Origin of the sequence: uncultured Planococcus sp. (genome assembly GCF_947501725.1) — a bacterium.
Taxonomy (GTDB): domain Bacteria; phylum Bacillota; class Bacilli; order Bacillales_A; family Planococcaceae; genus Planococcus; species Planococcus donghaensis_C.
Window position 1 is genome coordinate 23,313 of record NZ_CANMXD010000013.1, and the last position, 14,372, is coordinate 37,684.

The following is a 14,372-nucleotide window of genomic DNA, read 5'->3' on the forward strand; positions in this document are numbered from 1 at the left end:
ATATCCTGTTGATCAGCTATTCGAAGACGATTAGAAGAAAGAGCGCAAGGCGGCGAAGGGCAGAGATATGCTCCTGCATCGCTACGCTAGCTTCGTCGCAAAGACATTGGTCTCGCAGGCTTCGACCAATATCTTTCCTGCGGAAGAACGGAGTGATGAGACCCCGCAGGAGCTTGGGACGAGGAGGCTCAGCGCTTCGTCCGCGGAAAGCGTCCGCCTGGAGCGCTTTCTTCATTTCTTCATCTTATTGAGTTAAAAAAGAAAATTCTTAAGTTCAACTTATATATAAAAAAGAGAAAACCTCCCATCCCAATAAAGGGACGAAGGTTTTCTCCGCGTTACCACCCAATTTGATGCTTCGACTGAACAAAACATCCACTTCTTTACGTGACGATCAAACTGATGGTGTATTTCATCCAATTTGCTGCCTGAATTCACACCTGCCATCCAGTCTCTTTCTGCTGCGTACAAATTGCTTACTAAATCATCGATCGAATTATATATGAACTAAATAGCTGGAAAATCGTTTTTTAAAAGTATATTGAAATAGATTCTACCAGTTCCCTCACACAAGTCAATACTTTTCAAGAAAAATTTGATTTCCCCACATGGGTTTTTGCTAACCGGTCATAAAGTGATTGTTTGTTTTTCGTCAAAACGGTCATAAGAATGTACAGCAGAATCAAGGTGTAGATCAATCCACCAACCAGGTAGTCCAGCAGGTGTACATCTCCATCCCCCAAATAAATCATACGATAGGCCATAAAATGGGACAACTCCCATGGCAGGAACTTCAAGGCTGTCCTGAAAATCGAACGGCTTACGGAGATGGAGCAATTGTTTGCATCGACTACGCGGATACGCATTTTCCGTTTTCCGAATGACCCCTTTCCGATTCTCGAATCGGTGATGATGAAATACAGGGATACCGGAAAAGTGACCAACAGGAATCCCGTCAGCTGAGCAATGGGAAGAGAAACTTGAAACAATTGCTGAAGTGACGGAATCAAAAACAATGAAACAATCATCACCAATAGAAGATACCCAAAAATCAGCAGATAATCAACAGCAAAAGCTTTAAGGCGAAGCCAGAATCCTGCATACATCAGAGCCCTCCTCACAGACAATTCATGTCACCGTTTGGATCGTTATTCCGCTTTCCAATGAGCCGGCTTCGATAGTAAAGCAGGAACCTTCGTCTGGTCATCTCCTTTTGCGGAATTCACTTGCATTTGAGTTAAATAGATACTGCCTGTCAAATCGGCTCCAGACAAATCGGCATCCCGCATATCCGCCCCGATGAAATCCGAATTCCTCATATCTGCATTTCTAAAATCCGCCCCGATCAGGTAAGCGCCTCTGAATGTCGAGCCTGTCAGATTTCTCCTTTGAAATTTTGCCCCAATCAAATCCGCTCCCTGGTAATGCGGTCCTTTTTTGCGGTTATTCCTTTTGTTGAAGCGTCCGGACGCAAGCCGGACTTCTTCGCTGACCTGACTCAGCAAGTGATTGATATCCATGCGGTACTCAGGCAAATCTACAGCCAATAATTCTTCTGCTGATGCAAACGTCACTTCAGCAACCGCATCCCTGCTTTTAAGCAGCGCATTCAGCAATTCCAGGTTCTTACAGCGTTCTATCGCCTGAGTCAAATACAGCAGCATTTCCTGCAGTTGCTGCATGACCGGCAAGAGCTGGAACATCTTTTGGGCTGACTCTGGATCATCCCTCCAACTGAGTCCGCCGAATATTTGCTGCGAAACCTTTTGTCCTGCCCCAAGACAATCGAATACTGTACAACCGCTGTAGCCCGAGAGCCTTAAATTTCGATGGATACTGCAACGGAAATCCTCATTCAGGTTTCTGCAGGGAACTCCTCCCGCTTTGTCTACAGGAAAATCGGCAGAAGCTGAAAACGCCAGCGCCACACAGCAAAGACCAAAACAATTTGCACAATCGGCTTGAAAAATGGTCGAGTCATACGCATCTTTCTGATTTGCATGCATATCGTTCATTCTCCCTTTTAAGTTTTGAGTACTCAATTAACCCCATTATACAAATAGCCTAAAAAAATTCCACTCTTTTTTACGCAAAGAAAAAAGGCAGGGGATGAATCTCCCTGCCTTTTCGCCACCCACTTTGTATGGGCTGTAGTTCGTTATGTTCCCATTTTCCGGCGGTTATTGCTGACTTTCTTGGTTTGCTGGCTCTTCATCTTTTTAGTTGACAGTGAACCATTGCCCCCAGACTGTTTATCTGAAGCTTGATTTTTCTTGGCTTCCAATTGACGTTTTACAGCTTCCTGCAAACTGACTTTTTTCGGTGCTTCGTTTGACTCGGTCATTGCGCATTCCTCTTTTCATCAAAAAATAGTACCTATGGATGTTTTAGCTCAATTATAGCATAAATCAACCCGTCTATTCTTTGTTTTCTTTAAACCAACCCGTCACCTGAGAAAAGAACTTAGACATGGATTCCGGCTTCGACATATTCGGAACGCGTGCCAATAAGACTTCTTTCGGTGCTTTAAGGCCTTCCTGCTTTTTCTGCAGGACCAGGATCCCTTTTGCGTGAGCTGAGTTCTTGAACAGGCTTTCCGGCAATTCCATCACAGATTGGATATGGGCATGCTTTTTCAAAAAGCTGTGCAATTGGCTCGCCTGTGCAGATTCAAACAAAGCTTTCGGGACGATGAAAAACAGATAACCGCCTTCAGCTGTATGCTTCAGCGATTGCTCGATAAACAGATGATGTGCAAAAGACATGCCTTCATCTGCCTTCAATTCGTAAGTGGCAGCTGTTTCCTCGTCTGGATAATAACCTACAGGCAAATCTGAAACCACTACGTCCACCGGATCGATCAATAAAGGCTGCAAGGCGTCCTGCAGATAAAAGGTGACGGGCTGTTCCACGAGATTGCCGGCATTTGAAGCCAGACGGATCAGCAGATCATCCAGTTCAACCCCTGCACCTGTCAAACGGCCATCCAGATAATTCATGACCGTCAGCAACAGGTTGCCGGTTCCGACAGCCGGATCCAGAATTACTGCCTGTTCTTTTTTCACGAATAATTCAACCAGGTAGCCGACCAAAAGCCCAAGTGCGTCCGGTGTCATTTGGTGATGCGGTTGAATATGCTCTTTCATGCCTTTCAGTACGGCCAGCTGCAGCGCTTTTCGAATATCTTCCTTGCTGGCCCCTGATTCCGGCTTGATGATGCCATCCAGCCAATTCTCAGTTGTCGTCAACAGACTTTCCAAATACGCGTTTTCCTGCTCTTTTTGGATTTTTGTCGTATGGTTATCAATAAAATAAAAGGTTTTTTCCATTGTAGAATTCATGCTTTCGCCGTCCTCAATAAGGAAACCCACTCGGGAGAGTGGGTTTCTTGTATTAGTTTGTTAATTCTTTTACTGCATTCAATGCTTTTTCGTAATCGGGATGGTCCGTTCCTTCAGGAACATATTCGACATAGGCGATTTTGTCGTTTTCATCAATGATGAAAATCGACCGGGCAAGCAGCCGGAGCTCCTGCATCGTCACGCCGTATGCTTCACCGAATGACAGATCTCGATGATCCGACAACGTGGTGATTGCATCCACTTTATTGATTTCCGTCCAGCGCTTTTGCGCAAACGGCAAATCGGCTGAAACAGCCAGTACTTCTACATTGTCGCCCAACGAAGCGGCTTCGTCACTGAAACGCTTTGTCTGGTCCGAGCAGACGCCGGTGTCCAGTGAAGGAACCACGCTGACTAAGCGGATTTTCCCAGCTGTATCCTGTAAGGTGACCGGTTTTAAGTCATTGGCTAAAACTGTAAATCCAGGAGCCTGATCTCCAACCTTCACTTCTTTATTGGGCAAGGTAACAGGATTTTTCTTGAATGTAATTTGTACCAATCCAAACGCCTCCCTTTCATCATATCCCCATCATACTAAAACGCGCTGGTCTCATGCAACCCAGACCCATCTGGGGTTTTCTTCTGCAACAGCTTATTTTTTCTGAAAGATTCTTCGTGGACTACTGTCGTGTCCGCGATGTAATCATGGATGCCCTGTTTTAACGGAGTAAATCCGACAATCCAGTAGAGCGGCCAGATGGTCACTGAAATGAAGCGGCCGATCCATTCGCGGAACAAGAGCGTCATCCATGACAGATCATCAGTCTTCAAGGATACCACACGGATGCCCATTATCATCTTGCCGACAGTTTGTCTGAAGAATTTGGTCATCAGGACAAAGTAGCCATAGAAGATGAGAGCGGAAAGAATGGCATATGGTGCATACCAAGGAACACTGCTCGTCTCCAGTCCGATTAAAGCGAACACCGGTTTAACCAAAATCGAAGTGAGAGCCGTAATAACCAGCAAGTCGATCAAATAGGCCCAGAAACGCACCCAAAACCCTGCTGGTTTCCGTTCATAAAAGAGAACTTCCTCGTAGCTCGGTGTTTCAGGACGCTGTCTATCGACTTTCACTTCTGCTGCTGTTTCATTCGTTTCGTGGTCAGTCATCTTGGTCCCTCCTTATTTATCACCGTATAGATACATCATACGAGGAGAACTGTATTCAGTGAGCATTTTCGTGATCATCTGCGTTTCAATATCATTGCCGAAGAACGAATTCATTTTCATCGATAACAGAGAGCCCCATCCTTCTGAAGCACCATATTGGAATACTTCCGCATTCCCCAGGTCAAAATCAGTTTTCACTTGTTCAATGACATCTTCTTCAAAACCAAAATCATCTGCCAAGTTCACTTCCACTGCCTGGCGGCCATTCATGACACGCCCGTCAGCAACAGCTTTGACTTCATCCTCGGTCATACCTCTGCCTTCTTCGATCACATCAACGAAGGTTTCATACGAATCATCCAGCATTTCTTGTAGAAGTGCACGTTCATCCTCTGTCATGTCACGCGTTGCACTCATGATATCTTTGTACGGACCGGATTTGATGGTGACAAAATCCACACCATAACGTTCTGCCAGTTCACCATAGTTGACGCTCTGCATGATGACACCGATTGAACCGGTCAAGGTTTCTTCATTCACAAAAATCTTTTCTGCGGGTGCAGCGATGTAATAGCCGCCCGATGCAGCTGTCGCTCCCATTGAAACGTAGAACGGCTTTTCCGTTTCTTCCTGAATTTCAGTGATCTTGTCGTAAATTTCTGCTGATTCGACAACTCCGCCGCCCGGGGAATTTACGGTAAGCACTACAGCTTTAACGGTGGGATCTTCCTTGACGTTTTCCAATTGTTCCATAAAGAAAGAGTGATTATAGCCCGCTGCTCCGAACAGAGGCGACGCCTCTCCCGTATCTTGAATAACGCCGTCAACATTCAAAACGGCTACACGGTTATCAAAATCTCCATCTTCCAGGACAACTTCCGAGATACTTGATTGCGTAGTCGCCATCAAATCATCGACACCTTCGCCAAATCCGCTTTGAAGAAAAGCGAAGGCTGAGTTGATGACCAATGAGATTCCTAATACGGCTGCGGCCACTACTAAAGCGATCCATCGTTTCGTATTCATGTATGCAATTCCCTCCTTAGTTTCTACCTCTTACTATACGGGAAACACTGGCAAATGTTTCACTGGAAAAGGAAATTTAAACCGAAATTTTTCGGTTCGCTTTCCGAATTCCGCGTGCTTCCATAAACTTAGAGGAAGTGAACAAGATCAAGGCACTCCAAATCAACGAGAAGGAAATCATATCTACAGCATCAAAAGCCTCTCCGTAAATCCAAACCCCGATCAGCAGCATCAAGGAAGGGGCGATGTATTGAAGGAATCCGATCATGTAAAGCGGGATCAACGGAGCACCGATGGCAAACAGCAATAATGGCAAAGCTGTAACCAATCCACTGGCGATCAACAGGACATCCGTCGTCAGTCCCGTCTGCAAAAAGGCGACTCGATCGATCGACATCAAATAGACATAATAGGCAATCGCAATCGGAAAAACGAACAAGGTTTCGATTGCCAACCCGCGCAGGGCATCCAATTTTATGATTTTCTTGATCAAACCATAAAATGCAAAACTGAAAGCCATTCCGAGAGCCAGCCACGGCAAGGAACCAAATGAGAAAGTTAAAATCAAGACACCGGCTGCAGCCAGAAGAAAAGCGACTTTAATGGCCGGAGACAATTTTTCTTTCAGGAACAGGGCGCCCAATAACATGGAAATCAACGGGTTGATGTAATAGCCCAAACTAGTCTCGACAATCCGGTCATGGGAAACCGCATAAACGTATAGAAACCAATTGGCAGAAATCAGGAACGATGCCAGCATCAATAAGAAGAATTTTTTCTTGGATGTCCACAGCATTTTCAGGTCCAGCCAAAGTTGGCGACCACCATTCAGCAGAAGAATAAAACCGAGTGTCATCAAGAACGACCAAATGATTCGGCCTGCCAGGATTTCATCCGCCGGAACATGGTCGATCTGTTTCCAGAAAATCGGCATGAATCCCCATAATGTATAAGTTAAAATAATGACCAAAACGCCTTTTTTTGAATCTGTCATCCTGCATCGCGCACCAATCTATTTATATTTTGTATTTCGAAATAATAGTCTCATTATAGGCTGGCTTTACGCAGAATGTAAATAAAGACAAACTCCCATCATTAAAGGAATTTTCCGCGTGTAAAAAATGAAAGACTCCAAAAAAAATAGCCGGTCCTTGAACTGCACCTCCCTTGTCAGTGAACCCTGGCAAAAAAAGATACAATTCATTTCCCGGCTGTTGTTATTTCTTCACATTCTCCTGTTGGCGCAACTCGACACGACGGATTTTTCCGGATGCGGTTTTCGGCAATTCCGTGCGGAAATCGATGGATCGCGGATATTTATATGGGGCGGTCAACCCTTTCACATAATCCTGCAGTTCTTTCACCAACTCGTCTGAAGCTGTATGGTCCTCTACCAGCACCACAAAAGCTTTGACGATAGTGCCGCGGATTTCATCCGGTGCGCCGATGACCGCACATTCCTGGACAGCCGGATGCTTCACCAGCGCGTCCTCCACTTCGAACGGCCCGATTGTATAGCCGGACGAAATGATGATGTCATCTCCACGCCCTTCAAACCAGAAATAGCCATCATCGTCTTTCGACGCTTTATCGCCGGTCACGTAATAGTCTCCCCGGAACTGCATGCTGGTGCGTTCCGGATCTTTGAAATACTCCTTGAACAAAGCTGGTGTTTCCACATGGACGGCAATATCCCCGACTTCGCCGGCAGGGCATGGCTCGCCGAAATCATCGATGATTTCCACACGGTTGCCAGGTGTCGGTTTTCCCATGGAGCCGATGCGGGATTCCATCCCCTTCATCACGCCGACCAGCAACGTGTTTTCAGTTTGGCCATAGCCGTCCCGTACTTCCAACCCGAAGTTCTCTTTAAAGACATTGATCACTTCTGCATTGAGCGGCTCTCCTGCAGACACGGCACTATGCAATGCGGACAAGTCGTATTTCGACAACTCTTTTTGCTTCGCCATCAAACGATACTCTGTCGGCGTACAGCACAGCACATTGATCTTGCATGTTTCCAGAAGTTCCAAATAAACAGTCGGGTCGAATTTGCCGTTGTAGACAAAGCCAGTAGCCCCGCTTCCCAGAGTTGCCAGGAACGGACTCCAGATCCATTTTTGCCATCCTGGGCTTGCCGTCGCCCACACGACATCCCCTTCCTTCGCGCCAAGCCAATGTTCAGCGGATGTGCGAAGATGCGCATATGCCCAGCCATGGCTGTGGACTGCACCTTTCGGATTCCCTGTAGTTCCTGACGTATAGGAAAGAAACGCCATATCGTCTTTTTTAGTAGGTGCTGCTATGTATTCTGTAGAGGCTGCTGCCATTTCATCCAAAAGGGAAATCCAGCTTTGGTCGGATTGGCCGATGACAAACTTGACCACATTATCCATTTCCTTGACGCCTTCAAATTGATCCATAAACGGTTCATACGCGATGACCGCTTTGGCATCACTATGATTCAAGCGGTAAGCAATATCTTTCGCCCGGAGCATCTCAGAGCTTGGTATTACTGCCAAGCCGGCCTTCAATGCGCCGATATATGCAACATACGCCTCGATCAAACGCGGCACCATCACCAGCACCACATCGCCTTTCACCAATCCCGCTTTTTCAAAGCTATTCGCTGCACGATTCGCCCGTTGCATCAACTCATCATATGTAACTTGTAGTTTTTCACCTTTGTCACTTTCCCAGAGGATGGCCAGCTTGCCGTCCCCTTTGGCGTAGCGCTCAATCTCTTCCACCAGGTTATACGAATCCGGCGCTATCAATTCTTCTCGTCTCACGATGATTTCCTCCCTGCAGATGGTGTAATTATTATACTCCTATCATTATACAGGAAGTTTTTAAGTATTCATATTATTTCATATAATTGGACTATGAGGTGAGGTGCGGCGACTTATTTAGCCCGTCCATAGTTGCCACTGTTCAAAGCAACGGCGCGTGAAATTGCGGGTGATTCCGGGATGAGGTGCGGTCTTTGGTGTCTGAGGTGCGGAAAATGGGCCGCGAGGTGCGGTTTTACCCGTTCGAGGTGCGGAAAATGGCCCGCGAGGTGCGCTTATCGCCGTTTGGGGTGCGGTCGCAATAAAATCAACAAAAAAAGAACCGCCTATGATAGATAGGCGGTTCAACACTTACAATAGATCTTCAAATTGATTTACTTTGACACGCGGAAACTTGATGACTTCCCGCTCAGCTACCGCTTCCTCGATTAAAGCGTCGAATGACACGAAATTTTCGTAGTACTCCACTTTTTCAAGCTTCGGTTTCGTTTTCGGATTAGCCGGCGTAAAGATGGTGCAGCAATCCTCGAACGGGCGGATGGAAATTTCATAAGTTCCGATCTGCTGCGCTGTATCGATGATCTCCAATTTATCCGTCGCAATCAATGGACGCAGAACCGGCGTATTGGTTACAGCGTTGATGGCCTGCAGACTCTCCAATGTCTGGCTGGCGACCTGCCCCAGGCTCTCCCCCGTAATGATGGCGCGGCAATTGGTCTCAGCCAATACCAGATCAGCGACGCGCATCATCATGCGGCGCGTAGAAGTCATCGTGATATTATCCGGCACCTGCTTATGCACTTCCTGTTGAAGCTGGGTGAACGGAATGATGTGAAGATTGACGGACGATCCGAACTGCGAAAGTTTTTCAGCCAAATCGAATACCTTTTCTTTGGCACGCTCATTAGTGAACGGCGGGCTGAAGAAATGGATCAGCTCAAGCCGGACGCCGCGTTTCAACATATGATAGGCGGCAACCGGACTGTCCAAGCCGCCTGACAGCATCAACAAAGCTTTGCCTCCTGCTCCCACCGGCAACCCACCTGCCCCTTGAATGACTTCCGCCATCATATAGACCGCTTCTTCACGCACTTCCACCTTCAAGTCGATTTCCGGATCCTTCATCTGGACTTTCAGGTCCGGAAAAATCCTCAGCACATGGGAACTGAGTTCTTTCATGATTTCCGGCTTTTCATGCGGAAACTCCTTGAATGGCCGTTTCACGGATACCTTAAAGCTTTTGTCGGTATCCGTGATTTTCGCAATCACCGCTTCCGCTGTCCGCTTCATGGCTTCCAGATCCAATTCACAGGCAGTCACCGGACTGAATGATTGAATGCCGAATACATGCGGCAGACGCTCAATGACCTGTGCGAGTTCCTGTTCATCATCTGAAGTAATGAACATCCGATCCCGTTCTGCTTTGATGTGGAGGTTTTCCAAATCGGAAAAGGTCTGTCTGACATTGTCGCGCAGCCTTCCGATAAATGAACTCCGGTTTTTCCCTTTAGTTGATAATTCACCATAACGCACAAGAATTTGATTGGTTTTCATAACAGGTTAAACTCCTTTAATTATGCGGTATACCCGCTGAAATGCGCTCTGCAGCGCGCTGATGTCTTGTTCGGTTGTAAAAGCGCCAAAACTGATGCGCATGACGCCGTCTTTGAATTCACGCGGCAGGCCGATCGCCTGAATCACATGGCTCGTATCCCGGCTTTTAGATGAACAGGCGCTTGAAGTGGAGACGATGATGGACTCTTTCTGCAGCCCCGATACAAGAATCTCCCCTTTAATCCCTTTAACCGCCACCGCCAAAATATGCGGAGCCGCTCCTTCAGGACTGACGATCTTCACGCCGTCGAACTCCGAAAAAAACTGGCGCAGGGTTTTATTCCATTGCAGATGCAACGGATTCGGCTTTGCCAGTCTTAAGGCTTTTGCCAAAGCGACTGCATTCGGAACGGAAACGGTCCCGCCGCGAATTCCCGACTCCTGCCCTCCGCCATACTGGATGGCCTGCAATTCGACGCCGGAATATGCCAGTAACCCGCTGCCTTTCAGTCCGTGGACCTTGTGCCCCGATACGGACAATAGATCCGGCATGCTCGATGGATCGAACGCCAACTTTCCGATGCTTTGGACAGCATCCACATGGAAGATGATCCGGCGTTTTTTCAGCAGACGGGCAATTTCAGAAATCGGATGAATGGTCCCGATTTCATTATTGACGTGCATCAGCGATACCAGAATCGTATCGCTTCGCAATGAATTCTTCAACTCATCCACATCGATTTCCCCGTGATGCCCAACAGGCAGACGCGTCACTTCAAAGCCTTGCTGCTCAAGGGCAGCCAGGCTGTTCAAGACGGATGGATGCTCTGTTGCAGCCGTGACGATATGCTTGCCCCGGTGCTGGTAGCTTTTGGCTGTGCCGATCAATGCCAGATTATTTGCTTCTGTTCCACCGGAAGTGAAAACGATCCGATCCATGTTCAATAATTCTTTCAGTTGGCTTCGCGCAGATTCCAGCAGGTCTTCTGCCTGATTGCCCATCACGTGCAAAGATGCCGGATTGGCGTAGAACTGCTCACTTGCTTTGACGAATGCATCGAGCACTTCTTTTTTTGGCTGTGTTGTTGCGCTGTTATCCAGATAAATCATTTTTCCACCTCCGAAAAGAAAACCACCAGCTCATATGCTGGTGGTTTTACATGTTGTTTTTAGATGCGCCACGCATCTTCTTTGACGAGCACTTCGATGCGTTTCATCGAACCGGGTTCAAAGTTTTCGACTGCAGTAGCCGCTTCTTCCAATGCTTTGGTGTAACGAAGCTGGCGGAATGATTCTTCGGCTTCTTCCAGCTTGGCATCCAATTGCAGATTGGATTTACGGTAACGGTTGCCATATTGGATGATGCGTTCGATCAACAATACATTTTCAACCATTTCGACCGCTTTTGCATGGACGTCATCAATGCTTTTCTCAGCTTGCTCCATATAATTATCGACCAATTTAATATTCAATGGCACTTCGCGCAAGGACTGAATCACAACAAAAAGTTGTTCTTCAGCTTCTTCGAGACGCACATCCATATCTTCGGGAATGCCTGGGATATTGGCCTTGTGCAGAATGCGATCCGTTTCCTGCAATTTACGTTTCAGCTGCTCCACTTTAGCGCGTGCATTGTTCTCTTCGATACGGAGACTCTTCAATGCCGTCATGAAATCAATTTGTGTCGAATCGACAATCGACAGATCCTCACGGATATGAACCAATTCTTCCTGAAGGCTTGAATACGCCGATTGGTCTTCTTCCAGACGTGAACGGAGCAGGTCGTAGCGTTTCGCTAATTGCTCCATCTTCTCCATACAGGACTTCGGAATGGCCGCTTCGCTTTCGCTGATTTTATAGCTGTGCTGAACGTATCGGCATTCTTCTTCCATTTCCTTCGTATCGCGTGCCACAACTTCCAGATGGCGTTCTGTATCCACTCGATATTCGTCGACATAATGTTTCGCTTCCACTTCTTTTTCAAGAAGTTCATAAAACGAATCGATCCGGTCCTTCATTTTTTCCACTGCAATTTTCGTTTGGGCAATTTCCAGTTGTGCGATGTTCTCTTTCAGCACTTCCAGCTCTTCTTCCATCTCATCCAATTGAAGCGTCAATTCCAAATGCCCAAGGTAATAGGACTGTTCTTCCATTTCGCTCTTGCCTTGACGCAATTCCGCGATATAAGAAGGGATTTTTGTTTGGACATCCGCCAATAACGGTGGAATGTCGTCGACCAACAGAAATGCTTCTTCGCCTTCAGTAGATAGGCTGATGACAATTTCACGGGCTTTCAAGTAATTGCCTTCGTTGGTCAACTTTTCATATTCATCGAATAATGGAATGAATGACTCGAGTTTCTTCTCGAGCGGTGCAGCTGCAGCACCGTATGAATGCTGGTGAGCCAGCAGATTTTTACGTGCGCGGCGATATTTTTCCTGGATGAGGTCGATTTCGCTGCGGTTTTTTTCTTCGCTGCCGATCAATTCTTCCAGTTCCACCAAAATACCATTCATCTGTTGATCGACATTATCTATCTTGATTTCAGTTTCCTGTTCAAGCTTTGTCGCTTTATTGAATCTGAAGCGGTTGATCGCCTCTTCAGCATCATATAAGGAAGCATCAATTTTCGGAATGTGCACATCCATGATTTCTGTCCATACGTTGCGCCAGCGTTCAAACATTTCTTCCGTCTGGCCATTCATGTTCAATTGTTTCACTTTTGTCAGTTCTTCAAGTATCGGTTTATTTTGTATTTGCAGTTTTAACTGTTCCAAGCGCTCAATTTCAGCCAAATGTTTTTTGCGAAACATAAAGCCGATGATCATTATCGCTAATAGAATGATGACCGCAATGATGATATACTCCATCATAAGTCATATAGCCCCCTGTTCCAAAATCACATTACCAGTTATAAGTAAATGTATTCATGATTCTTTTATTTTAACATGTATTCTACTCTTTTGTTTGCCAAATTAGAAGAAAAGCGATTATATTTTTTAATAGACGGAAAAGAGGATGTTTTAGATGAAACGAGACGGTCATATTCATACACACTTTTGTCCTCACGGGACAAAAGACTCAACCAAATCCTATATTGAAAAAGCGATAAAGTCCGGATTCACAGATATTTCTTTTACTGAACATGCACCGCTCCCAGTTAATTTTACAGATCCTACACCTGATAAAGACAGCAGTATAAGCATGGAACAGCTAATGCCTTATGTGGATGAAATTACGCAGCTGAAGAATAGTTATCAAAAGGATATCCGCATCCGTGTAGGATTGGAAGTCGACTTTATTGCAGGATATGAAAATGAGATTCGTTCCTTTTTGGACGTTATCGGCCCGAGCCTTGACGATGCGATTTTATCCGTCCACTTTCTCCAAGCGGATAACCGTTATTTTTGCGCCGATTTCAGCAAGGAAGTATTTGCGGAACTCGCAGCGGAAATCGGTTCTGTAGAGGCTGCCTACCAGCTTTATTATGATACTGTGGAAGCATCCATCCAAGCCGACCTGGGACCATTCAAACCCAAGCGGATCGGCCATCCGACATTGATCCATAAATTCCAATTGGCACACGGAGAGAAGATCGACGACAGCGCACAGATTCGCCATATCCTGCAGTCAATGAAGAAAGCCGGCTGCGAGCTCGACGTCAACGGTGCCGGATTATCAAAACCGGATTGCCAGGAAGCTTACCCGCCGCTCCCTTTTATCGAATATGCCAAAGCACTCGGTATTCCCTTGGTCTTCGGATCAGACGCCCATAATGTCAATGGCTTGCATAAGCATCATGAGAAATTTTATACTTATCTAAGTTGACACGGTTATCTATAGAATTGCATTTGCGTTATGCAACCGCCTCCGGATTTTCTTCCTAATAAGAACAGGTGGTTTTTGAATACTAAGATCACATCAAACTCAAAACGAAATGAGGCAATCATCCATGTTTACACAAACCGATTACAGCGGCAGCAGTTTAGAACAATACACGATGCTTTCAAAGCAATTGCAAGCTTTATTGGAAGGCGAAAACAATAGCATCGCCAATTTGAGCAACGCTTCTGCTTTGCTTAACCAATTTCTAGAACGCACCAACTGGGTTGGCTTTTATTTGATGGAAGATGGCGAGCTGGTACTCGGTCCTTTCCAGGGGCTGCCGGCATGCGTCCGTATTCCCGTCGGCAAAGGGGTATGCGGCACTGCGGTTTCCGACAAGAAGACGATACTGGTAGACGATGTCCAATCATTCCCCGGCCATATCGCCTGTGACGCTGCGTCCCGTTCGGAAGTTGTCATTCCGTTGATGAAAGAAGACCAAGTGATTGGCGTCCTTGATATCGACAGCCCGGAACTGAGCCGCTTTACGGAAGAAGATCGGCAAGGTCTGGAACTTTTCGCTGAGGTTTTAGCGAAGCATCTTTAATAGCAAGACCCTGGACTCGGATACCTGAGTCCAGGGTCTTTTTTTAGAGGCTAA

The 14,372-nt window shown here is 46.4% G+C and carries 14 protein-coding genes; 2 read left to right on the forward strand and 12 right to left on the reverse strand.

Features of this window, described 5'->3' with window-relative positions; all coding sequences use genetic code 11:
- Nucleotides 1–584 precede the first annotated feature (584 nt).
- The 12 genes from Q0785_RS17405 to ezrA all read right to left on the reverse strand — a co-directional run bounded on the left by Q0785_RS17405 (nucleotide 585) and on the right by ezrA (nucleotide 12,759).
- Nucleotides 585–1,106, reverse strand: coding sequence for an RDD family protein (locus Q0785_RS17405; RefSeq protein WP_298832942.1), 522 nt, complete (start codon nucleotides 1,104–1,106; stop codon nucleotides 585–587).
- A 42-nt stretch (nucleotides 1,107–1,148) separates the two neighbouring features.
- A complete protein-coding gene (locus Q0785_RS17410; protein WP_298832947.1) occupies nucleotides 1,149–2,006 on the reverse strand; it encodes a pentapeptide repeat-containing protein in 858 nt (285 codons plus the stop codon).
- 152 nt (nucleotides 2,007–2,158) lie between these two features.
- Entirely contained in the window at nucleotides 2,159–2,344 is a 186-nt protein-coding gene (locus Q0785_RS17415; protein WP_006830008.1) for a hypothetical protein, read from the reverse strand.
- Nucleotides 2,345–2,417: 73 nt separating this feature from the next.
- Nucleotides 2,418–3,341 carry a class I SAM-dependent methyltransferase gene (locus tag Q0785_RS17420; RefSeq protein WP_298832950.1) on the reverse strand — a complete coding sequence of 308 codons (924 nt, stop codon included), beginning with the start codon at nucleotides 3,339–3,341 and terminating at the stop codon, nucleotides 2,418–2,420.
- 52 nt (nucleotides 3,342–3,393) lie between these two features.
- A complete protein-coding gene (tpx, locus tag Q0785_RS17425; RefSeq protein WP_298832953.1) occupies nucleotides 3,394–3,900 on the reverse strand; it encodes a thiol peroxidase in 507 nt (168 codons plus the stop codon).
- A gap of 35 nt (nucleotides 3,901–3,935) precedes the next feature.
- Nucleotides 3,936–4,514, reverse strand: a complete 579-nt coding sequence (locus Q0785_RS17430) for an RDD family protein (RefSeq protein ID WP_298832958.1) — start codon at nucleotides 4,512–4,514, stop codon at nucleotides 3,936–3,938.
- 12 nt (nucleotides 4,515–4,526) lie between these two features.
- Complete coding sequence (sppA, locus tag Q0785_RS17435; protein ID WP_298832961.1) at nucleotides 4,527–5,540, reverse strand: signal peptide peptidase SppA; 1,014 nt, start codon at nucleotides 5,538–5,540, stop codon at nucleotides 4,527–4,529.
- A gap of 76 nt (nucleotides 5,541–5,616) precedes the next feature.
- Nucleotides 5,617–6,534, reverse strand: a complete 918-nt coding sequence (gene rarD / locus Q0785_RS17440) for an EamA family transporter RarD (RefSeq protein ID WP_298832964.1) — start codon at nucleotides 6,532–6,534, stop codon at nucleotides 5,617–5,619.
- 223 nt (nucleotides 6,535–6,757) lie between these two features.
- Nucleotides 6,758–8,332, reverse strand: a complete 1,575-nt coding sequence (locus tag Q0785_RS17445; RefSeq protein WP_298832967.1) for an acyl--CoA ligase — start codon at nucleotides 8,330–8,332, stop codon at nucleotides 6,758–6,760.
- Between the two features lie 351 nt (nucleotides 8,333–8,683).
- The gene (gene thiI, locus Q0785_RS17450) at nucleotides 8,684–9,886 is read right to left on the reverse strand and encodes a tRNA uracil 4-sulfurtransferase ThiI (protein WP_298832969.1); all 1,203 of its coding nucleotides are present in this window, start codon (nucleotides 9,884–9,886) and stop codon (nucleotides 8,684–8,686) included.
- Between the two features lie 6 nt (nucleotides 9,887–9,892).
- Complete coding sequence (locus Q0785_RS17455) at nucleotides 9,893–10,996, reverse strand: cysteine desulfurase family protein (protein WP_298832972.1); 1,104 nt, start codon at nucleotides 10,994–10,996, stop codon at nucleotides 9,893–9,895.
- Nucleotides 10,997–11,055: 59 nt separating this feature from the next.
- On the reverse strand, nucleotides 11,056–12,759 hold the full coding sequence (gene ezrA, locus Q0785_RS17460; RefSeq protein WP_298832975.1) for a septation ring formation regulator EzrA: 1,704 nt from the start codon (nucleotides 12,757–12,759) through the stop codon (nucleotides 11,056–11,058).
- Between the two features lie 154 nt (nucleotides 12,760–12,913).
- On the opposite strand from ezrA, the gene hisJ reads away from it, so the two are divergent.
- A complete protein-coding gene (hisJ, locus tag Q0785_RS17465) occupies nucleotides 12,914–13,714 on the forward strand; it encodes a histidinol-phosphatase HisJ (protein WP_298832977.1) in 801 nt (266 codons plus the stop codon).
- Nucleotides 13,715–13,838: 124 nt separating this feature from the next.
- On the forward strand, nucleotides 13,839–14,318 hold the full coding sequence (locus Q0785_RS17470; protein ID WP_298832980.1) for a GAF domain-containing protein: 480 nt from the start codon (nucleotides 13,839–13,841) through the stop codon (nucleotides 14,316–14,318).
- The last annotated feature ends 54 nt before the right edge of the window (nucleotides 14,319–14,372 follow it).

What these genes read in the sequence shown, in the direction of transcription:
- Q0785_RS17405 (WP_298832942.1), bottom strand. Translation starts at nt 1,106, where the DNA reads ATGTATGCAGGATTCTGGCTTCGCCTTAAAGCTTTTGCTGTTGATTAT.
- Q0785_RS17410 (WP_298832947.1), bottom strand. Translation starts at nt 2,006, where the DNA reads ATGCATGCAAATCAGAAAGATGCGTATGACTCGACCATTTTTCAAGCC.
- Q0785_RS17415 (WP_006830008.1), bottom strand. Translation starts at nt 2,344, where the DNA reads ATGACCGAGTCAAACGAAGCACCGAAAAAAGTCAGTTTGCAGGAAGCT.
- Q0785_RS17420 (WP_298832950.1), bottom strand. Translation starts at nt 3,341, where the DNA reads ATGAATTCTACAATGGAAAAAACCTTTTATTTTATTGATAACCATACG.
- Q0785_RS17430 (WP_298832958.1), bottom strand. Translation starts at nt 4,514, where the DNA reads ATGACTGACCACGAAACGAATGAAACAGCAGCAGAAGTGAAAGTCGAT.
- sppA (WP_298832961.1), bottom strand. Translation starts at nt 5,540, where the DNA reads ATGAATACGAAACGATGGATCGCTTTAGTAGTGGCCGCAGCCGTATTA.
- rarD (WP_298832964.1), bottom strand. Translation starts at nt 6,534, where the DNA reads ATGACAGATTCAAAAAAAGGCGTTTTGGTCATTATTTTAACTTATACA.
- thiI (WP_298832969.1), bottom strand. Translation starts at nt 9,886, where the DNA reads ATGAAAACCAATCAAATTCTTGTGCGTTATGGTGAATTATCAACTAAA.
- Q0785_RS17455 (WP_298832972.1), bottom strand. Translation starts at nt 10,996, where the DNA reads ATGATTTATCTGGATAACAGCGCAACAACACAGCCAAAAAAAGAAGTG.
- ezrA (WP_298832975.1), bottom strand. Translation starts at nt 12,759, where the DNA reads ATGATGGAGTATATCATCATTGCGGTCATCATTCTATTAGCGATAATG.
- hisJ (WP_298832977.1), top strand. Translation starts at nt 12,914, where the DNA reads ATGAAACGAGACGGTCATATTCATACACACTTTTGTCCTCACGGGACA.
- Q0785_RS17470 (WP_298832980.1), top strand. Translation starts at nt 13,839, where the DNA reads ATGTTTACACAAACCGATTACAGCGGCAGCAGTTTAGAACAATACACG.